The organism is Pandoraea pulmonicola (genome assembly GCF_000815105.2).
GTDB lineage: Bacteria > Pseudomonadota > Gammaproteobacteria > Burkholderiales > Burkholderiaceae > Pandoraea > Pandoraea pulmonicola.
The window spans coordinates 5489892-5508510 of the sequence record NZ_CP010310.2; the positions used below are offsets into that span (position 1 = coordinate 5489892).

The 18619-nt window shown below is 62.5% G+C and carries 21 protein-coding genes; 5 read left to right on the plus strand and 16 right to left on the minus strand.

The genetic code is table 11. From position 1 onward, the window contains the following. Nucleotides 1–2: 2 nt before the first annotated feature. The 12 genes from rpsC to rpsL all read right to left on the minus strand — a co-directional run bounded on the left by rpsC (nt 3) and on the right by rpsL (nt 8979). Nucleotides 3–806 carry a 30S ribosomal protein S3 gene (gene rpsC / locus RO07_RS23735; RefSeq protein ID WP_039406359.1) on the minus strand — a complete coding sequence of 268 codons (804 nt, stop codon included), beginning with the start codon at nt 804–806 and terminating at the stop codon, nt 3–5. 9 nt (nt 807–815) lie between these two features. Beyond that, entirely contained in the window at nt 816–1145 is a 330-nt protein-coding gene (gene rplV, locus RO07_RS23740) for a 50S ribosomal protein L22 (RefSeq protein WP_023593826.1), read from the minus strand. A 10-nt stretch (nt 1146–1155) separates the two neighbouring features. Beyond that, nucleotides 1156–1431 carry a 30S ribosomal protein S19 gene (gene rpsS, locus RO07_RS23745; RefSeq protein ID WP_010804133.1) on the minus strand — a complete coding sequence of 92 codons (276 nt, stop codon included), beginning with the start codon at nt 1429–1431 and terminating at the stop codon, nt 1156–1158. Between the two features lie 13 nt (nt 1432–1444). Next, the gene (rplB, locus tag RO07_RS23750) at nt 1445–2272 is read right to left on the minus strand and encodes a 50S ribosomal protein L2 (RefSeq protein ID WP_039374943.1); all 828 of its coding nucleotides are present in this window, start codon (nt 2270–2272) and stop codon (nt 1445–1447) included. Between the two features lie 2 nt (nt 2273–2274). Beyond that, nucleotides 2275–2589: a 50S ribosomal protein L23 gene (gene rplW, locus RO07_RS23755; protein ID WP_039406361.1), complete on the minus strand. Its 315-nt coding sequence runs from the start codon at nt 2587–2589 to the stop codon at nt 2275–2277. Beyond that, nucleotides 2586–3206: a 50S ribosomal protein L4 gene (gene rplD, locus RO07_RS23760; RefSeq protein ID WP_010804136.1), complete on the minus strand. Its 621-nt coding sequence runs from the start codon at nt 3204–3206 to the stop codon at nt 2586–2588. The genes rplW and rplD overlap by 4 nt, the downstream gene beginning before the upstream one ends. A 2-nt stretch (nt 3207–3208) precedes the next feature. Further along, nucleotides 3209–3865 carry a 50S ribosomal protein L3 gene (gene rplC / locus RO07_RS23765; RefSeq protein WP_039406363.1) on the minus strand — a complete coding sequence of 219 codons (657 nt, stop codon included), beginning with the start codon at nt 3863–3865 and terminating at the stop codon, nt 3209–3211. Between the two features lie 206 nt (nt 3866–4071). Further along, entirely contained in the window at nt 4072–4383 is a 312-nt protein-coding gene (gene rpsJ, locus RO07_RS23770) for a 30S ribosomal protein S10 (protein WP_010804138.1), read from the minus strand. Nucleotides 4384–4496: 113 nt separating this feature from the next. Then, nucleotides 4497–5705: an elongation factor Tu gene (tuf, locus tag RO07_RS23775; RefSeq protein ID WP_039406364.1), complete on the minus strand. Its 1209-nt coding sequence runs from the start codon at nt 5703–5705 to the stop codon at nt 4497–4499. An 82-nt stretch (nt 5706–5787) separates the two neighbouring features. Then, on the minus strand, nt 5788–7890 hold the full coding sequence (gene fusA, locus RO07_RS23780; RefSeq protein WP_039406366.1) for an elongation factor G: 2103 nt from the start codon (nt 7888–7890) through the stop codon (nt 5788–5790). A gap of 117 nt (nt 7891–8007) precedes the next feature. Beyond that, nucleotides 8008–8478, minus strand: coding sequence for a 30S ribosomal protein S7 (gene rpsG / locus RO07_RS23785; protein ID WP_010804141.1), 471 nt, complete (start codon nt 8476–8478; stop codon nt 8008–8010). 126 nt (nt 8479–8604) lie between these two features. Then, entirely contained in the window at nt 8605–8979 is a 375-nt protein-coding gene (gene rpsL / locus RO07_RS23790; protein WP_010804142.1) for a 30S ribosomal protein S12, read from the minus strand. 438 nt (nt 8980–9417) lie between these two features. On the opposite strand from rpsL, the gene RO07_RS23795 reads away from it, so the two are divergent. From RO07_RS23795 to RO07_RS23805, 3 genes are all read left to right on the plus strand, one after another. Beyond that, on the plus strand, nt 9418–10812 hold the full coding sequence (locus RO07_RS23795) for an aminotransferase-like domain-containing protein (protein WP_084072781.1): 1395 nt from the start codon (nt 9418–9420) through the stop codon (nt 10810–10812). Between the two features lie 181 nt (nt 10813–10993). Continuing rightward, a complete protein-coding gene (locus RO07_RS23800) occupies nt 10994–12262 on the plus strand; it encodes a hypothetical protein (protein WP_039406369.1) in 1269 nt (422 codons plus the stop codon). 358 nt (nt 12263–12620) lie between these two features. Next, nucleotides 12621–13343: an HAD family hydrolase gene (locus tag RO07_RS23805; protein WP_039406370.1), complete on the plus strand. Its 723-nt coding sequence runs from the start codon at nt 12621–12623 to the stop codon at nt 13341–13343. On the opposite strand, the gene RO07_RS23810 is transcribed toward RO07_RS23805, so the two are convergent. Both RO07_RS23810 and RO07_RS23815 read right to left on the minus strand, forming a co-directional pair. Next, nucleotides 13291–14091 (minus strand): AraC family transcriptional regulator, encoded by an 801-nt coding sequence (locus RO07_RS23810; RefSeq protein ID WP_237171334.1) that lies wholly within the window; start codon nt 14089–14091, stop codon nt 13291–13293. The genes RO07_RS23805 and RO07_RS23810 overlap by 53 nt on opposite strands. A 172-nt stretch (nt 14092–14263) precedes the next feature. Next, nucleotides 14264–14683, minus strand: a complete 420-nt coding sequence (locus RO07_RS23815; protein WP_039406372.1) for a CopD family protein — start codon at nt 14681–14683, stop codon at nt 14264–14266. 149 nt (nt 14684–14832) lie between these two features. Here RO07_RS23815 and RO07_RS23820 point away from each other — a divergent pair, with 149 nt between their 5' ends. Further along, nucleotides 14833–15141 (plus strand): DUF4148 domain-containing protein, encoded by a 309-nt coding sequence (locus RO07_RS23820; RefSeq protein ID WP_039406374.1) that lies wholly within the window; start codon nt 14833–14835, stop codon nt 15139–15141. Between the two features lie 323 nt (nt 15142–15464). Here the strand turns inward: RO07_RS23820 and RO07_RS23825 are convergent, their stop codons facing one another. Together RO07_RS23825 and RO07_RS23830 are read right to left on the minus strand one after the other, a co-directional pair. Continuing rightward, nucleotides 15465–16175, minus strand: a complete 711-nt coding sequence (locus tag RO07_RS23825) for a dienelactone hydrolase family protein (RefSeq protein ID WP_039406376.1) — start codon at nt 16173–16175, stop codon at nt 15465–15467. 129 nt (nt 16176–16304) lie between these two features. Further along, the gene (locus RO07_RS23830) at nt 16305–17228 is read right to left on the minus strand and encodes a LysR family transcriptional regulator (protein WP_039406379.1); all 924 of its coding nucleotides are present in this window, start codon (nt 17226–17228) and stop codon (nt 16305–16307) included. A 137-nt stretch (nt 17229–17365) separates the two neighbouring features. On the opposite strand from RO07_RS23830, the gene RO07_RS23835 reads away from it, so the two are divergent. Continuing rightward, the gene (locus RO07_RS23835; protein WP_039406382.1) at nt 17366–18565 is read left to right on the plus strand and encodes an amino acid aminotransferase; all 1200 of its coding nucleotides are present in this window, start codon (nt 17366–17368) and stop codon (nt 18563–18565) included. Nucleotides 18566–18619 lie beyond the last annotated feature (54 nt).

Here is an 18619-nt window from a genome sequence, read left to right on the forward strand (position 1 = left end):
GTTTATTCTCCAGTCTTGGCGTCGCCTTCAGGCTTGCCAGCCGGGCGGCGTGCACCACCGCGCTTCGCGCCGGCCTTGTCGCCAGCGTCGTCACGACGGGGGCGACGGTCGCCCGGACGCGCGTTGCGGCGCGGACGCTTCTCTTCGGCCGGCTCTTCAGCCACCGGAGCGTCGTTGCGGCCCAGCGTGTCACCCTTGTACACCCACACCTTGATACCGATGATGCCGTAGGTCGTCTTCGCTTCCGAGGTCGCGTAGTCGATATCGGCGCGCAGCGTGTGCAGGGGCACACGGCCTTCGCGATACCACTCGGTACGGGCGATTTCGATGCCGTTCAGACGGCCCGAGCTCATGATCTTGATGCCCTGGGCACCCAGACGCATCGCGTTCTGCATCGCGCGCTTCATGGCGCGACGGAACATGATGCGGCGCTCAAGCTGCTGAGCGATCGAATCGGCGATCAGCTGCGCATCGGTTTCCGGCTTGCGGATTTCCTCGATGTTCACGTGCACGGGCACGCCCATGCGCTTTTGCAGCTCGGCCTTGAGGATTTCGATGTCCTCGCCCTTCTTGCCGATCACAACGCCCGGACGCGAGCTGAAAATCGTAATGCGAGCATTACGCGCCGGACGCTCGATGACCACGCGGCCCACCGAAGCGTTCTTCAGCTTCTTCTTCAGATATTCGCGAACGCCGATGTCTTCCTTCAGCATCTGCGCGAAATTCTGGTTGTTGGCGTACCAACGCGAAGCCCAGTTACGGCTGACAGCCAGACGGAAGCCAGTCGGATGAATTTTCTGTCCCATCGTGACCCCTTAGTTGCCCAGCGTCACAGTGATGTGACAGGTTTGCTTCTCGATGCGGTTACCACGGCCCTTGGCGCGCGCGGTGAAACGCTTGAGCGAGGTCGCCTTGTCGACGTAAATGCCCTTGACGCGCAGTTCGTCGATGTCAGCACCTTCATTGTGCTCGGCGTTGGCGATTGCCGACTCCAGCACCTTCTTGATGATGACCGCGGCCTTCTTCGGCGAGAAGGTCAGGACATTCAGCGCACGCTCCAGCGGCAGACCGCGGATCTGGTCAGCGACCAGACGCGTCTTCTGCGCCGAGATGCGGGCACCGCGATGAATTGCTTTCACTTCCATGATCGGCCCCTTATTTCTTCGCCTTCTTGTCGGCCGCATGGCCCTTGAAGGTACGGGTAAGCGCGAACTCACCCAGCTTGTGGCCGACCATGTTTTCCGTCACGTACACCGGCACGTGTTGACGGCCGTTGTGAACGGCGATCGTCAGACCGATGAAATCGGGCAGGACGGTCGAACGACGCGACCAGGTCTTGATCGGCTTCTTGTCACGCGATGCAGCAGCCGCTTCCACTTTTTTCAGCAGATGAGCGTCGCAAAACGGACCTTTTTTAACAGAACGAGTCATTTGCTAGCTCCAATTAACGCTTCTTGCGACGCTGAACGATCATGCTGTCGGTACGCTTGGTCGAGCGGGTACGCTTACCCTTGGTATGCTGACCCCACGGGCTGACCGGATGACGACCAGCCGCCGTACGACCTTCACCACCACCGTGCGGGTGATCCACCGGGTTCATCGCCACACCGCGAACGGTCGGGCGAATACCGCGCCAACGCTTCGCACCGGCCTTGCCCAGTTGGCGCAGGCTGTGCTCTTCGTTGCCGACTTCACCGATGGTGGCGCGGCACTCGATGTGCACGCGACGAACTTCGCCCGAACGCAGACGCACTTGAGCGTACGTGCCTTCGCGAGCCAGCAGCATGGCCGAGGTACCGGCGGCGCGAGCGATTTGCGCGCCCTTGCCCGGTTGCAGCTCGATGCCGTGAATCGTGGTACCGACCGGAATGTTACGGATCGGCAGCGTGTTACCGGCCTTGATCGGGGCTTCCGAGCCGCTGACCAGTTGCTGGCCGACAGTCAGACCCTTCGGGGCCAGGATGTAACGACGCTCGCCATCGGCGTAGCACAGCAGTGCGATGTTCGCGCTGCGGTTCGGATCGTATTCCAGGCGCTCGACCTTCGCCGTGATGCCGTCCTTGTTGCGACGGAAATCGACGATACGATAGTGCTGCTTGTGACCGCCACCCATGTGACGGGTGGTGATGTGACCGTTGTTGTTACGGCCAGCGGTCTTGCTCTTGGTATCGAGCAGCGGGGCGAACGGCTTGCCCTTGTGCAGATCCTTGTTGACGACCTTGACCAGCGAACGGCGGCCCGGCGACGTCGGTTTCGTTTTGACGAGTGCCATGATTACTTGGCCTCCGCTTCAAAATTGATTTCCTGACCCGGCTTCAAGCTCACGTAAGCCTTCTTCTCGTGGTCGCGACGACCCATGAAGCGGCCAAAGCGCTTTTGCTTGCCCTTGCGGTTCAGGATTTGCACCGACTCGACTTCCACCTTGAAGAGAAGCTCGACTGCAGCCTTCACTTCCAGCTTGTTCGCGTCGCGTGCAACTTGGAACACCACTTGTTCGTTCTTGTCGGCCACCAGCGTCGCCTTCTCGGAGATCACCGGCGCGAGCAGGACCTGGTACAGACGATGGTCGTTTTTACGCACGTCGCTCATGACAGCATCTCCTCAATCTTGGCGATCGCGCCCTTCGTCAGCAGCACCTTCTTGAAGTAGATGAGCGACAGCGGGTCGGCGAAACGCGGCTCGGTGACGGCAACGTGAGCCAGATTGCGCGAGGCCAGGAACAGGTTCTCGTCCACGCTATCCGTGATCAGCAGCACCGACTCAAGGCCCATGGCCTTGATCTTTTCAGCGAGCAGTTTGGTCTTCGGCGCATCCAGCTTGATGTCCTCGACGACCGACAGACGACCTTCACGGGCGAGCTGCGACAGAATCGAGCACACACCGGCGCGGTACATCTTCTTGTTGACCTTGTGGGTGAAGTTCTCTTCCGGCGAATTCGGGAAGATACGGCCACCGCCGCGCCACAGCGGGCTCGACGACATACCGGCACGAGCACGGCCCGTACCCTTCTGACGCCACGGCTTCTTCGTCGTGTGCTTGACCTGCTCGCGGTCCTTCTGCGCACGGTTGCCGCTGCGGGCGTTGGCTTGATAAGCCACCACGACCTGATGGATCAGCGCTTCGTTGTAGTCACGGCCGAACACGACGTCCGACGCGTTGACAGCAGCGCCTTCCTGACCTTGCTCATTCAGGAGCTTCAGTTCCATTGTTACGCTCCCTTCGCGAGTTTGGCCTTGACTGCCGAGGTCACGAAAACCTTGCCTTCGTTGGCGCCCGGAACGGCACCCTTCACGAAGATCAGGCTACGGTCAGCGTCAATGCGCGCGATTTCGAGATTCTGCACCGTCGTGGTGACATCGCCCAGGTGACCCGTCATGCGCTTGCCCGGGAACACACGACCCGGATCCTGCGCCATACCGATCGAACCCGGCACGTTGTGCGAACGCGAGTTACCGTGCGAAGCGCGGCCCGAACCGAAGTTGTAGCGCTTGATGGTACCGGCGTAGCCCTTACCGATCGACACGCCTTGCACGTCGACCTTCTGGCCCACCTGGAAGAGATCGACGCCAACGACTGCGCCCGGCTGCAGTTCAGCAGCTTTGGCAGCGTCAACGCGGAATTCCTTGAGGATTTCACCGGCTTCGACACCCGCTTTCGCGAAGTGACCGGCGGCGGCTTTGACCACGCGCGTGGCGCGGCGATTGCCGAAAGTGACTTGAACGGCGGTGTAGCCGTCCGTTTCATCCGTCTTGATTTGCGTCACACGGTTGTTAGACACGTCGAGCACGGTGACGGGAATCGAATCGCCGTCGTCCGTGAAAATACGCGTCATGCCAACCTTGCGACCGACAAGGCCAAGGCTCATGATTTTCTCCATTCCCGACTGCGATTGGCCGGGGCTAAATGACAAAAGGATGGTCCACGGACGTGGGCCATCTTTTCAAAACTACACTTGAGCCCGCCATTATAGGCGAGCCTTTATCGCTTGACAAGTGTTGCTAAATCACATAACGAAAGCCCCGCCGGGTCCAGCATTGGCGGGGCTTTCAAGAGCAAAGTCGCTCGCTAGCCTTACTGCAGCTTGATTTCGACGTCGACGCCAGCCGGCAGGTCCAGCTTCATCAGCGCGTCAACCGTCTTGTCCGTCGGATCGACGATGTCCATCAGGCGCTGGTGCGTGCGGATTTCGAGCTGGTCGCGCGACGTCTTGTTGACGTGCGGCGAACGCAGGATGTCGAAACGCTCGATGCGCGTCGGCAGGGGCACCGGGCCCTTGACGATTGCGCCGGTGCGCTTGGCGGTTTCAACGATTTCGGCGGCCGACTGGTCGATCAGGCGATAGTCGAAGGCCTTCAGGCGGATACGAATCTTTTGGTTCTGCATGGAAATTCTCCAAAGAGCATGGCAACCCTTGTTCGGGCGCCGGGTAAATCACAAAGAGCAAACAGAATGACAACGGCGAGAGGCCGAAACCTCCCGCCATCGATCCACCCGTATCAGGCGACGATCTTGGCAACGACGCCCGAGCCAACCGTACGGCCACCTTCGCGGATTGCGAAGCGCAGACCTTCGGTCATGGCGATCGGAGCGATCAGCTTGACGCTGATCGACACGTTGTCGCCCGGCATGACCATTTCCTTGCCTTCCGGCAGGCTGATCGAGCCCGTCACGTCCGTCGTACGGAAGTAGAACTGCGGACGGTAGTTGTTGAAGAACGGGGTGTGACGACCACCTTCATCCTTCGACAGCACGTACACCTCGGCCGTGAATTCCATATGCGGCTTGATCGAGCCCGGCTTGGCCAGAACCTGACCACGCTGGACGTCTTCACGCTTCGTGCCGCGCAGCAGGATACCGACGTTGTCGCCTGCCTGACCCTGGTCGAGCAGCTTGCGGAACATTTCCACGCCCGTGCAGGTCGTCTTGTCGATGTGCGGCTTGTCGCCGTCCATCTTGATACCGACGATTTCGATTTCTTCGCCGACCTTGATCACGCCCGACTCGACGCGACCCGTCACCACCGTACCGCGGCCCGAGATCGAGAACACGTCTTCCACCGGCATCAGGAACGGCTTGTCGACAGCGCGCTCCGGCGTCGGGATGTACGAATCCAGTGCATCGGCCAGGTTCATGATGGCCACTTCGCCCAGTTCGCCCTTGTCGCCTTCCAGCGCCAGCTTGGCCGAACCCTTGATGATCGGGGTGTCGTCGCCCGGGAACTCGTACTTCGAGAGGAGTTCGCGAACTTCCATCTCGACCAGCTCGAGCAGTTCAGCGTCATCCACCATGTCGCACTTGTTCAGGAACACGATGATGTACGGCACGCCAACCTGACGGGCCAGCAGGATGTGCTCACGCGTCTGCGGCATCGGGCCGTCGGCAGCCGAGCAAACCAGGATGGCGCCGTCCATCTGGGCGGCACCGGTAATCATGTTCTTGACGTAGTCGGCGTGGCCCGGGCAGTCAACGTGTGCGTAGTGGCGCGATGCCGTTTCGTACTCGATGTGTGCCGTGTTGATGGTAATACCACGAGCCTTTTCTTCCGGCGCCGCGTCGATTTCGTCGTACTTCTTGGCTTCGCCGCCGAACTTCGCCGACAGAACCGTTGCGATAGCAGCCGTCAGGGTGGTCTTGCCGTGGTCAACGTGACCGATGGTGCCAACGTTCACGTGCGGCTTGGTCCGCTCGAATTTTTCCTTTGCCATTTCCGAATCCTCAGATACTGAATAGACGATTAAACAGTGTGATGGGCGCTGCATCGCCTGATGCGGACGCCCCTCAATTCAATTACTTGCTCTTGGCGCTGATAATGGCTTCGCTCACGTTCTTCGGAGCTTCAGCGTAGTGCTTGAACTCCATCGTGTACGTGGCGCGACCTTGCGTCTGCGAACGCAGCGAGGTCGAATAGCCAAACATTTCCGACAGCGGCACTTCAGCCTTGATGATCTTGCCGCCGCCCACCATGTCGTCCATGCCCTGCACGATACCGCGACGGCTCGACAAATCGCCCATCACGTTACCCGTGTAGTCTTCCGGCGTTTCCACTTCCACGGCCATCATCGGCTCGAGAATGACCGGACTGGCGCGGCGCATGGCTTCCTTGAAAGCCATCGAACCGGCCATGCGGAACGCGTTTTCGTTCGAATCCACATCGTGGTACGAACCGAACGTCAGGTGAACCGTGACGTCGACCACCGGGAAGCCGGCGAGAACACCGCTCTTGAGGGTGTCTTGAATACCCTTGTCAACGGCCGGGATGTATTCACGCGGAATCACACCACCCTTGATCTCGTCGATGAACTTGTAACCAGCGCCTTGCTCGCTCGGCTCAAGCGTAATGACGGCGTGACCGAACTGGCCGCGACCGCCCGACTGCTTGACGAACTTGCCTTCCACGTCGGCCGCCGTCTTGCGAATGGTTTCGCGGTAGGCAACCTGCGGAGCGCCGATGTTGGCTTCCACGCCGAATTCGCGCTTCATGCGATCGACCAGAATTTCGAGGTGGAGCTCGCCCATACCCGAAATGATGGTCTGACCCGATTCTTCATCGGTCTGCACGCGGAACGACGGATCTTCCTGCGCCAGGCGGTTCAGGGCGAGGCCCATCTTTTCCTGGTCGACCTTGGTCTTCGGCTCGACAGCCTGCGAAATCACCGGCTCCGGGAACACCATGCGCTCGAGCACGATCGGTGCCGACGGATCGCACAGCGTGTCACCCGTCGTAGCATCCTTCAGGCCCACGGCAGCGGCGATGTCGCCAGCGCGCACTTCGTCGATTTCTTCACGCTGGTTGGCGTGCATCTGAACGATACGGCCCAGGCGTTCCTTCTTTTCCTTGACCGAGTTGTACAGCGTGTCGCCCTTGCTCACGACGCCCGAATAGACGCGGAAGAAGATCAACTGACCGACGAACGGGTCCGTCATGATCTTGAAAGCCAGCGACGAGAACTTCTCGTCGTCCGAAGCCTTACGCTCCGCCGGCTGTTCCTTGTCGTCCGTACCCTGAACCGGGGGAATGTCCACCGGCGACGGCAGGAAGTCGATCACGGCGTCCAGCATGCGCTGCACACCCTTGTTCTTGAACGCGGTGCCGCACAGCATCGGCTGAATTTCGGTAGCGATCGTACGAACGCGCAGACCGTTGATGATGTCAGCTTCCGGGAGGTCACCCTCTTCCAGATACTTGTTCATCAGATCTTCGCTCGACTCGGCAGCCGCCTCGACCATGCCTTCGCGCCACTTCTGGGCATCCGCTTGCAGCTCGGCCGGAATGTCGACGTAGTCGAACTTCATGCCTTGCGACGCTTCGTCCCAAATGATCGCCTTCATCTTGATGAGGTCGACCACGCCCTTGAAGTTTTCTTCCGCGCCGATAGGAATCACCACCGGCACCGGGTTGGCCTTCAGGCGAGTCTTCAACTGGTCATAGACCTTGAAGAAGTTCGCGCCGGTACGGTCCATCTTGTTGACGAACGCCAGACGCGGCACCTTGTACTTGTTGGCCTGACGCCACACGGTTTCCGACTGCGGCTGCACGCCACCCACAGCGCAATAAACCATGCACGCACCATCAAGAACACGCATCGAGCGCTCGACTTCAATCGTGAAGTCAACGTGCCCCGGCGTATCGATGATGTTGAAGCGGTGCTCCGCGCGGTCGTTGGCCATGCCCTTCCAGAAACAGGTCGTCGCGGCCGACGTAATCGTGATGCCGCGCTCTTGCTCCTGTTCCATCCAGTCCATCGTGGCAGCGCCATCGTGCACTTCACCGATTTTGTGATTCACACCGGTGTAGAACAGAATGCGCTCGGTCGTCGTGGTTTTACCTGCGTCGATGTGAGCGCTAATACCGATGTTGCGGTAGCGCTCGATAGGGGTTTTACGAGCCACTTTAAGCCTCTTTCAATGTAGCCGCCATTTTTGAGGGGGCTACTAACACAAACGGGCGAGGCGCAATTTCTCATGCGCACCCGCCCCGGTTTCTGCTTTAGGTACTGCCTGCCTGCGTCAGAAGCGGAAGTGCGAGAATGCCTTGTTGGCTTCGGCCATGCGGTGAACTTCGTCACGCTTCTTCATGGCGCCGCCACGGCCTTCCGAGGCCTCGATCAACTCACCTGCCAGACGCAGGGCCATCGACTTCTCGCTACGCTTTTTCGCGGCCTCACGCAACCAACGCATCGCCAATGCCATACGACGCGACGGACGCACTTCGACCGGAACTTGATAGTTTGCACCGCCAACACGGCGGCTCTTGACTTCAACCACCGGCTTCACGTTGCCGAGAGCGGTGTTGAAGACTTCCAGCGGATCCTTGCCCGCCTTGGTTTGGATCTGCTCGAAAGCACCATAAACGATGCGCTCTGCCACCGACTTCTTGCCGGCAAGCATCAGCACGTTCATGAATTTAGCGACATCAACGTTGCCGAACTTCGGATCGGGCAACACTTCGCGCTTGGGGACTTCGCGACGACGCGGCATGATTTCTTCCTTAATAAATTCAGTTGGAGCCAGGCTCCAGGTCACCTACTAGCCGCTCTTCGGCCGAGTGACCACTTACTCAGTGACGATGTACCACCATCACCGAACGTATATCCGCTCAGCCGCTTAGGCCTTCGGACGCTTCGCGCCGTACTTCGAACGGGCCTGCTTACGGTCCTTGACGCCTTGCGTGTCGAGGCTACCGCGCACCATGTGGTAACGCACACCCGGCAAGTCCTTCACACGACCGCCGCGAATCAGCACGACCGAGTGTTCCTGCAGGTTGTGGCCTTCACCGCCGATGTACGAAATGACTTCGAAACCGTTCGTCAGGCGCACCTTGGCAACCTTACGCAGAGCGGAGTTCGGCTTCTTCGGCGTCGTGGTGTACACACGGGTGCACACGCCGCGACGCTGCGGGCAGTCCTGCAGGGCCGGGCTCTTGCTCTTGATTTGAGCAGAGGTGCGCGGCTTGCGGACCAATTGGTTAATCGTTGGCATTGTGATTTCCTAAATGTGTCAAAAGCGTGGCAGCCAAGGCGGACCGCCATGCGACGTTGCTGCGTACTCTCCAGCGACCCCTGCGGATTGCCCTTGCCTAAACGCTTGATGCATAAGCACTTTGCATTGGGCACAGGACTACCGCCGGAAAAACCGGAGCCTGCGACTATACATGGCGTCAATGCAAGTGTCAACGCTTCTGCGCGCGATCCCGCCCGGTAAGTCGTTGATTGTTAACGAGTTGATTGGAGATGGTCGGACGATCACCAACGGCTGACAAGACCACGAGTCCCAGCGACTCCCGTGTGTCCCGTACGGAAACGCCACGCGCCAGGGTGTGGCACCTCGACGTCGGGTTGCGGCATGCATGTATGCAAATTACACTGCACAAATCGTGCATACATCCATTTAATATCCATACATATTACCGACATCCCCATGGACGCCTCCCACGACACCCTGCGCGCCACTTTCTGGAAGCCGGCGTTGACCACCGGCAAGGGCCCCCGTTACCTGCGCTTGGCGAGCTTCATCGAGCAGTCGGTCGCGGACGGCCGGTTGCGGCCCGGCGACCGCTTGCCCGCACAGCGGGAACTGGCCTCGTGGCTGGGCATCGATTTCACGACGGTCACGCGTGCCTACAACCGCGCGCGTGAGCGTCAGGCGATCGAAGGGCGCGGGCCGCTCGGCACGTTCGTGAGTACACCGCGCGTGGCATTCGACCAGGTGCTCGATCTGGGGATGAACATTCCGCCCGCGCCGGCCGGCCTGTTTCTCGGAGAGTTGCTGCAAACGGGTATCGACGAAGTGCTCCGGCATACGGATGCCTCGATGCTCATGGCATATCAACTGGGGGAAGGAGGCATTGCCGACCGACAGGCAGGCGCGCTCTGGCTCGCGCCGATGCTCGGCGCTCTCTCACCATCCGACGTGCTGGTGTGCCCCGGCGCGCAGGCTACGCTCGCGGCGCTGCTCCTGACGGCCGCGGGCCACGATGACACCGTGCTCTGCGAGCCGATCGTCTACCCGGGTCTGCGCAGTGCGGCACGCTCGCTCGGACGTCGACTGGAGAGTGTCGCCGTCGACGGCGACGGCATGTTGCCCGACGCATTGGCCGCCGCCGTTCAGCAGCATCGCGCACGCGTCGTCTATCTGAACCCGACGCTGCAGAATCCAACCACCCGCACCATGCCCAAGCAGCGCCGCCGCGAGTTGCTCGCGGTGGCCGAAAAGCTCGATCTGACGCTGATCGAAGACGACCCCTACTGGCGTCTCGCGCCGGATGCCCCGCCGCCTCTCGCCCGTCTCGCCCCGCATCGCGTGCACTACCTGGCAACGCTGTCGAAATGTCTCACCCCCGGCTTGCGCACCGCCTACGTCCGGCTGGCAGACGCCCGCCAGCGCAACACATTCCTGAGTACCCTCCGTTCATTTGCCCTGATGGCGCCACCGCTGATGACAGGGCTTGCGACGCAATGGATCCACGACGGCACAGCCGACCGGATCATGGACGGCGTGAAGGAAGCCGCGGCCCAGCGCCAGGCGATCGCCGCGGACATTCTGGGCGACGGTCACGCCGCGCCCGTGCCCGGCATCCACCTCTGGCACGCGCTGCCCGCGCCGTGGACCGCCCGCGAGTTGACGATGGCCGCGCGCGCCGAGGGTCTGGCCGTCACCCCCGCCGACGCCTTCTGCCTGTCGTCCGATGCGCCCAATGCCATTCGCATTTCACTCGGCGGTGTCCAGGACGCCGAACGCCTGGCGAACGCGCTCAAACGACTCGGGGCGCTATTGCAGGAAGCGCCTCCGAGCGACCGCGCCGCCGTTGTCTGAGGCACGGCAATATCGATGTGTCGGCTCGCGGAAGTTCGGGCCACGAGCAGGACATCGTTGCCGCGTGCACGGCGCGTTCCAACAGGATCGCTACCGGCTTGCAAAGCCCGGTTGGCGCACGGCGCCCACACTCCCCGGCCGTGACGCATCTTCATGCGTCGTTTCGACCGGAGTACGCTTCATGAACGTAAGTCAGATTGCAACGCAAGTCGTTGCGGCCATTGGCGGCGCGACATTGCTGCCCAGAGCGAGCGCATCGCACCCTCTTGCCCACGAGTTCGACGGCGCTCATTCGGTAATGCGAACCAATCTCTCCCTCCCCCGCGAGCAACGTCTGCCGGGCACCTATCTGGGGCGTGCCGGGAACATTGACGGACCGGAGACCTACAGCGAATTTGTCGCCGAGGAGTTGGCGGACCTTCGTCGCGTGTGCGTAGTCGGCAGCCGCGACGATCGCAGGAATTGCCTGCTTGGTCTCCCCCCGGGCGAACGCACCGAGGTATCCGTAAGTCGACTGGTCGACGCGGGATGCGGTGCGTCATTACCCGACGATATCCGTCGCACACTGTCGAGTACCGGGCGCGAGCCGTGGCAGCTTGCTCGCGAGTATCGAAAGCAATTCAACAGGCTGCTGCGTGGCGAATACTCTGTCGATGCCCTCGAGGGGCGCATCAAGGACGCCATTTCAGCGCTACCGGACACTGTTCAACAGACCATTCGTCACGCGAATACGCCGCTCATCGTGCCGCGTTACACGTTTCATCGAACGGCGGGAAGCGCCGACGAAGCACGGCGTAATGGCGTCAAATTCGAGGACCTGGATGATTACGGCACTGTGAGAGTCGGCCCTGATTTTTCTCGAGATGCGCCACTCGGTCTCTATATCCCGTTGATCGGCAGTGACACCGAATCAGCATCGGTGCTGCTGGTTTCGCTTGCAAACCGGGGAGGATTCATTACATACGCTCCGTTTGCCGGCCCCCGCAGAGACTCGGCGGAATGGCCTATGTACGAGGAAGCGCTCCTGCGTGATAGAGCCAATTTCCTGCCGACGTCCGACGCAGACTTCGAAGAGCACATCAGGCGACACGCCTTTGGTTACGCCCAGCAACTGGTTGGCGCACCGATCACGAAGATGCGGCCTGACCTCTTTGAAACAGAATTTTCCGCCCTGCCCCGCGGCAGCAACGTTGAACGAACCCTTGCCCAATTCCTGCACAGGGGCTTCAGGCGCTTCCTGGAATTTGCCGCGTACGGGCCGCCGGAGCGCAGAGCCCGTGATAGCCAACGCCACCACCGGATCAAACAGGAACTTTGCGACGCGGGCACCTTCGGCGGAATGACGTCGCACGCTCGAGCACAAAGACTCGCGGATATGGAAGCCTGGATGGATCAGGTCGAAAAGGAGGAGTGCTCCCTCCGGCAAATGAGTCGTCCCCGGTTCGGCTGAACACGGTGCGGGCGTCCCACGCCCAAAACGCCCCCATTTCATGAATAGCGGGCATGGCGACAGGCCATTGACCAGCACGCTCGTGCAATGCGAGCGCGCTGGTTTGGCATTACACTCGGCTGTCGCACCGGCGCGGGTGGACAACGCCTCGGCATCCTGACCGATAGCCCGGCAAGAACACGTTCGCTCGTCTGGCGCCAGGACGCGCGTCAACCTCTCGAAACCTACAGCCATTTCTGTCGCGTCCGGCGTAGCGTATGTCACTCGACAAGTTTTTTTCGACGCCGCAAATTCGTACACTCCCACATTTCGGCAGCCAGATCCCGCGCTCCGCCCCGACACAAGTTCACTATCAGCCATGCAGGCGAGTTTCGAAAAAGACAGCATTCTGGTCCTCGACGTCGACGGCACCCTGACCGATTCGGTGCGTATCCACCAGCGCGCGTTGCTCGGCGCCATGCAGTCGCTGGAATTCGAAGACCTAAACACCGACTGGGGCAGTTATCCGCATCACACGGACACCGGCATCCTGATCCACGCCCACGCGGAGCACGGCCGGGCGCTGCCGCAGCCGCACGATCTGGCGCGTTTCGAGCACGAGATCGACGAGCGCTTCACCGCCCTGCTCAATGCCCACGGGCTCGCCGAAATTCCCGGCGCGCGCGCCTTCGTCGAAGCGGCGCACCGCTCGCGCTGGGGAGTCGTATTCGCCACGGGCGGCATCCGGCAGGTGAGCCATCGCAAGCTGCGCTGCGTGGCCATCGACTACACCGACGCCATGCTCATTACGGCTTCCGAATACAGTTCTCGCGAGCAGCTCGTTGCCGAGGCGATCAAACGCGCACAGGCCGGCTATGGCATCGCGAAGCCGCGCGCCATCGTCTCGATCGGCGACGGGATGTGGGACCTGAAGGTGGCTCGCCAGCTCGGCATCGACTTCGTGGGCATCGGTTCGAAACGTCAGCGCTCGCCGCTGTACGACGAGGGCGTCACCGTCTACGACGACATGTGGGACGCCATGCACTGGCTCAATCCGGGCCCCGGGCGCGCAACAGGTATTCGCTTGGCGTCACGCCCATGAAGCGGCGAAACATGGTGGAAAATGCGCTCGGCGTGTCGTAGCCGACTTCGAGCGCCACCTGCGTGATGGCGCGCCCGGTGCTCAGCAGCGACAGCGCCCCGAGCAGTCGCATCTGCTGACGCCACTCGCGAAACGGCAAACCGAACTCCGTCATGAAGCGACGCTCGAGCGTACGGCTCGACGCGCCAACCTCCACCGCCCAGTCCTGCAGGTTGCGGGCATCGGCGGGCGTACTCAGATAGGTGTCGAATATCTTGCGCAGACGCGCGTCGCGCGGCACCTGCAGATGGAGTGGCGAGTCGCTCGTCCATTCGATCTCTTCGAGCAGCAGGGCCATGATGAGCGCGTCCTTGCCGTCGGGGGACCAGTCCACCGGCAGCGTCATCGCGCGCAGGATCAGTTCACGCAGCAGCGCGGACACGCGGATGACGACCGGCGTATCGGGCGTTTCGGCCGCGGGCAACCCGCAGCGCGCCACGTCGACGTAGATCGTGCGCATTTCGACTTTGCCACGCATGCGCACTTCATGCGTGATCTCCCCCGGAATCCACAACGCGCGTTGCGGCGGGATTACCCAGAACGATGTATCGGTCCGCACTTCGAGAATGCCGGCGCAGGCGTACATCAACTGCGCGCGCCGGTGGCTGTGCGGCCGGATGATATGGCCGTCCGGATAATCTTTCGCCAACGCGCCGATGGGACGGTCATGCCCCTGGAAGTCCAGGGGTACCGCGCTTGCAATCGGCATCGGCACCAGGCCTCGTTCTTGGCGATGCCGCCAGCGTAACACCGCGCGAGGGCGCGCTCCAAGCCGAAACCCTTACCGGGCCTCCGCCCCGGCCCGCGGTGCTGCGAACAAACAACGCTGCGCGTCGATAGGCTCGAAAACGCCTGGAAATGCCTGGAAACGCCTGAAAGGCTCAGAACGGCTTGACGATCACCAGCACCACGACCACCGCCATCGATAACAGCGTGATCGGCAGCGCGCGTACGAAGAGCGCATTCGGCTGTGTCTCCGGTTGAGCCGCGTTGGCCACGTTATCGCGCTCCATGCGCCGCAGTGTGCCCGACAGCCGTCCGTGCAGCGCGGAGACGATCACCACGAAAACAAGCTTCGCCATGAGCCACGGCGCGCTCCACCAGTTGGCCGTCACGGCAAGCACCGGACCGGTGACCCACACCACGATCAACGCCGGCGACGCGAGCCGGTAGTCGGCGCGGCGCGCGATACGTCGCCACTCGGGCAACGCGAGACGCCCGCCCAGCGCCATGGTCACCATGCCGGCGATGAACGTGATGACCGCGATCAGATGCACAGCCTTGATCCACAGATAGAGCATCGAAGCCTCCTCGGGCGTCGCTCGATTATTTCCAATCACACAAGAGTTGCTTGCCAGAACTCGTCTTTATCGTTGGTGTGCGCATTAATAGACTGCAACTGTCGACGATGAATTGAACATCGCCCCCTTTAAATGACAGGAGAAATACCATGAAGCGCACGCTTATTGCCTCTGCCCTTGTTTCCGCCATGCTGGCCGTGTCGGCCGGTTCGGCTTTCGCCAGCGACGCATTCGACGGTCCGTCCGAATTTTCGTGGGTACCGCAAACCAGCGCGCTGAGCCGCGCCCAGGTGCGTGACGAGCTGATTCAAGCCCAACGCGCCGGTCTCGTGGTGCAACACGATGCCGTGTATCCGAAGGCCGCCCCCAGCGCCCAACCCGCTTCGGCCAGCGCGCCGGTCACGATGGGTTCGGTCGGCACCGCCCAGCGCGCCGGCATGACCTACTTCGGTTCGTAATGTAACCCGCCGCGCCGCCCGCCTCCTCACGAGGCCGCGGCGCGGTGCACGTTCTGCGCATAACGACGTGCCGGCGCTTCGAGACGCCGGCGCTCCGCGAGATTCTGCGGCCCCTTCCCTTCGCGGCTCTGGAGGCCCTGGGCTCCTGTCGCTGTGCGTGGTGGTTCGACGCACAGGACTTTGCCCGTCGCTTCGGCGACGGGCTTTTTTGGCGGACGCCCCCGGGCTGCCCGCACGCCGGAGACGACGAAGCCCGCCGAAGCGGGCTTTCGCCGTCTACCCTGGTCGAAGCACGATAGCCGCGTGCAACGGGAGCCGGTAAATTACTTCGTCAGCCACTTCGAGAGGAACGCCAGGGTGCGGCCGTGCGCGAGCGCCGCTGCGGGCTGGTGGTACGAGGCGCGCGACCAGCAGTTGAAGCCGTGGTCCGCGCCGGGGTACACATGAAGCTCGGTGTTCGGGCGCGTCTTCACCGCCTCGCCCACGGCGCTGACGATATCCGGCGTGATGTGGGCGTCGAGCGCGCCATAGTGAAACTGCACCGGCACATTCAGATTCGCCGCTTCGCCCAGGAAGTTGTGAATACCGCCGCCGTAGTACGGCACGGCGGCATCGACCAGGCCACGCGTCGCGCCCAGATACGACAGCAGACCGCCGAAGCAGTAGCCGACTGCCGCGATCTTCGCACCGCCTTCGAGCTGCGCACGCAGCGCCTTGGCCGTCGCTTCGATATCCTTCACGGCCTTCTCGACGTCGACCGACTTGCGCAGTTCCATGGCACGCGCCAGGTCGTCGCCCGAGTAGCCGAGTTCGACACGCGGCGCCGCGCGCCAGAATATGTCCGGCGCGAGCACGACATAGCCATCCATCGCATATTGATCGGCCACGCCGCGAATATGCTCATTCACACCGAAGATTTCCTGCACGAGGACCACGCCCGGTGAATTGGCCGTCTTGCCCGCCGGTGGCAACGCCAGATAGGCATCGAAGGCGCCGTCCACGGTTTCGACGCGGATCCACTGACTGTTCGACATGGAAATTGCTCCATCAAGAGAAGGGGGGAAATACCTGCGCATGCCCGTGGGGATCGGGAAGGCCGCCGGAAGCGGCGCGCGCAGTCGGACCGGGCCAGTATAGGCACTTTCGCGCGACCTTTCAGTGCATCACGCCGCCATGATCCGTTCGTTCCATTGCGGCAACCATTCCAGCAGGAATTGCGCGAAGCCTTCGGCGGCCGGCGACGCCGCACGCGCCAGGGGGCGGTACACGCATACCTGACGAATCGTCTCGGGCGACACCACGCGTCGCATCACCAGACCGAACGGATGGGCGAGTGCCGCCACGTACCCGGGCGTGAGCGTCGCGGCCAGACCTTGCGACGCCACGCCGAGCGCCGTCGTCACGTTGTCCACCACGTCGATGGGCGTGATGCGCGCATCGGGCGGTGCGGACAGACGCATCTGGGCGACGCTGCGCTCGTGATCCCGCCCGGCGGCGACGAGCGGCGTGTCGCGCAAATCCTCCCAGCGCACCCGGCGGCGTCGCGCCAACGGATGGTCCGGCGTACACCACAGCACCCAAGGGCTGTCGAAGGCCGGCTCTCCCGCCACATGCGCGCCGGTGGCGCGATTCGGTCCGATGGCGAGATCGAGATCGCCGTTGCCCACCTGATCGATGAGCGCATCGACGGGCGTGTCGACCACGCGCACGACCACCTTCGGCCGCGTTGCCGCATACGCGCGAATCGCGGCCGGCAGCGCCATGCTCGCGAGCACGAGCGGCGCGCCGACGCGCACGATCCCGGCCGCGCGATTGCGCAAGTCGTCGGCGGTCTTCTCGGCCGCCTGCACGTGCCGCAGCACCGACTCGGCCGACGCGAGAAAGTCGCGCCCCGCGCTGGAGAGCGCTACCCGTCGCGTGGTGCGATCGAAAATGCGGAAGCCGATCACCGACTCGAGCTCCGCCACCAACTGGCTGACGGCCGACGAGGTGAGGCCGAGGCGCTTGCCCGCTTCGGCGAAGCTGTGCAACTCGGCAATGGCGACCAGGGCTTCGAACTGGCGCAGCGTGACGCGGGTCAGGGGCATGGCGGGGGGATTATCAAGTTTCGCTTACGAATGGACCAGAATCGATTGATTGTTCCGCAAAGGCGCGTCGCACACAATCGATTTCCAAAATTCCCCGATTTCCCGATTCCCCAGTTCGAGACGGAGCGAGACCTCATATGTTTTCCCACGTCGACGCCTATCCCGGCGACCCCATCCTCGGCCTGAACGAAGCGTTCGGTCATGATCCCCGCGCGCACAAGGTCAACCTGTCGATCGGCATCTATTTCGACGACGACGGACGTCTGCCGGTCATGCGCGCCGTGCGCGAGGCCGAAGCGGCCGTGCTCGCGGACATCGGCCCGCGCCCCTATCTGCCGATGGCCGGCACCCAGGCCTACCGCGACGCCGTGCAGGCGCTCGTCTTCGGCGAGGCGTGCGCCGCCCGGCGCGAGCAGCGCATCGCCACCTTGCAGACGCTGGGCGGCGGCGGTGCGTTGCGCGTCGGCGCCGACTTCCTCAAGCGCTACTTCCCCGACAGCACCGTCTGGATCAGCGATCCGAGCTGGGACAACCATCGCGTGGTGTTCGAGAGCGCGGGCTTCCCGGTGCAGGCGTATCCGTACTACGACGACGCGACCGGCGGCCTGCGCTTCGACGCCATGCTGGGCACCCTCGCCTCGCTGCCGCGGCACAGCATCGTGCTGCTGCACGCGTGCTGCCACAATCCGACAGGTGTGGACCTCACGCAGGCGCAGTGGCAAACGCTGGTGCCTGTGCTGCGCGAGCGCGGTCTCATTGCCTTCGTCGACATGGCCTACCAGGGGTTCGGCGACGGGCTGGATGCCGACGCCTTCGCCGTGCGCGCATTGACCGATGCCGGTGTGCCGACCGTCGTTGCCAATTCCTTCTCGAAGAACTTCTCGCTGTACGGCGAGCGATGCGGCGCATTGTCGGTCGTGTGCGCCACGGCGGACGAGGCGTCGCGCGTATTCGGGCAACTCACCGGCACGGTGCGCGCGAACTACAGCAATCCGCCGACGCACGGGGCACGGCTCGTCGCACAGGTGTTGACCACACCGGCCTTGCGCCGCGCCTGGGAGGAGGAGCTCGACGGCATGCGCACGCGCATCGCCACGATGCGCGCTCAGATTCATGCGCGCCTCGCCCCGCACGTGAGCGGCGAGGCGTTGTCGCGCTACATCGCACAGCGCGGCATGTTTACTTACACCGGACTGTCCGCCGCCCAGGCCGACGCGTTGCGCGAAACGCACGGCGTCTATGTGCTGCGCTCGGGACGCATGTGCGTCGCGGGGCTGAACACGCGCAACGTCGACACCGTGGCGCAGGCCATCGCGCAGGTGCTGACGACGGGTTGACGCGAGTCGGCGACCTGTGGGCGGTGGATGGGCTGTGGATGGGCGATGGGCGAT

Bases quoted from the DNA above. Each gene is read 5' to 3' on its own strand.
- rpsC (WP_039406359.1), bottom strand. From the start codon at position 806: ATGGGACAGAAAATTCATCCGACTGGCTTCCGTCTGGCTGTCAGCCGT.
- rplV (WP_023593826.1), bottom strand. From the start codon at position 1,145: ATGGAAGTGAAAGCAATTCATCGCGGTGCCCGCATCTCGGCGCAGAAG.
- rpsS (WP_010804133.1), bottom strand. From the start codon at position 1,431: ATGACTCGTTCTGTTAAAAAAGGTCCGTTTTGCGACGCTCATCTGCTG.
- rplB (WP_039374943.1), bottom strand. From the start codon at position 2,272: ATGGCACTCGTCAAAACGAAACCGACGTCGCCGGGCCGCCGTTCGCTG.
- rplW (WP_039406361.1), bottom strand. From the start codon at position 2,589: ATGAGCGACGTGCGTAAAAACGACCATCGTCTGTACCAGGTCCTGCTC.
- rplD (WP_010804136.1), bottom strand. From the start codon at position 3,206: ATGGAACTGAAGCTCCTGAATGAGCAAGGTCAGGAAGGCGCTGCTGTC.
- rplC (WP_039406363.1), bottom strand. From the start codon at position 3,865: ATGAGCCTTGGCCTTGTCGGTCGCAAGGTTGGCATGACGCGTATTTTC.
- rpsJ (WP_010804138.1), bottom strand. From the start codon at position 4,383: ATGCAGAACCAAAAGATTCGTATCCGCCTGAAGGCCTTCGACTATCGC.
- tuf (WP_039406364.1), bottom strand. From the start codon at position 5,705: ATGGCAAAGGAAAAATTCGAGCGGACCAAGCCGCACGTGAACGTTGGC.
- rpsG (WP_010804141.1), bottom strand. From the start codon at position 8,478: ATGCCGCGTCGTCGCGAAGTCCCCAAGCGCGAAGTGTTGCCCGATCCG.
- rpsL (WP_010804142.1), bottom strand. From the start codon at position 8,979: ATGCCAACGATTAACCAATTGGTCCGCAAGCCGCGCACCTCTGCTCAA.
- RO07_RS23795 (WP_084072781.1), top strand. From the start codon at position 9,418: ATGGACGCCTCCCACGACACCCTGCGCGCCACTTTCTGGAAGCCGGCG.
- RO07_RS23800 (WP_039406369.1), top strand. From the start codon at position 10,994: ATGAACGTAAGTCAGATTGCAACGCAAGTCGTTGCGGCCATTGGCGGC.
- RO07_RS23805 (WP_039406370.1), top strand. From the start codon at position 12,621: ATGCAGGCGAGTTTCGAAAAAGACAGCATTCTGGTCCTCGACGTCGAC.
- RO07_RS23810 (WP_237171334.1), bottom strand. From the start codon at position 14,091: ATGCCGATTGCAAGCGCGGTACCCCTGGACTTCCAGGGGCATGACCGT.
- RO07_RS23815 (WP_039406372.1), bottom strand. From the start codon at position 14,683: ATGCTCTATCTGTGGATCAAGGCTGTGCATCTGATCGCGGTCATCACG.
- RO07_RS23820 (WP_039406374.1), top strand. From the start codon at position 14,833: ATGAAGCGCACGCTTATTGCCTCTGCCCTTGTTTCCGCCATGCTGGCC.
- RO07_RS23825 (WP_039406376.1), bottom strand. From the start codon at position 16,175: ATGTCGAACAGTCAGTGGATCCGCGTCGAAACCGTGGACGGCGCCTTC.
- RO07_RS23830 (WP_039406379.1), bottom strand. From the start codon at position 17,228: ATGCCCCTGACCCGCGTCACGCTGCGCCAGTTCGAAGCCCTGGTCGCC.
- RO07_RS23835 (WP_039406382.1), top strand. From the start codon at position 17,366: ATGTTTTCCCACGTCGACGCCTATCCCGGCGACCCCATCCTCGGCCTG.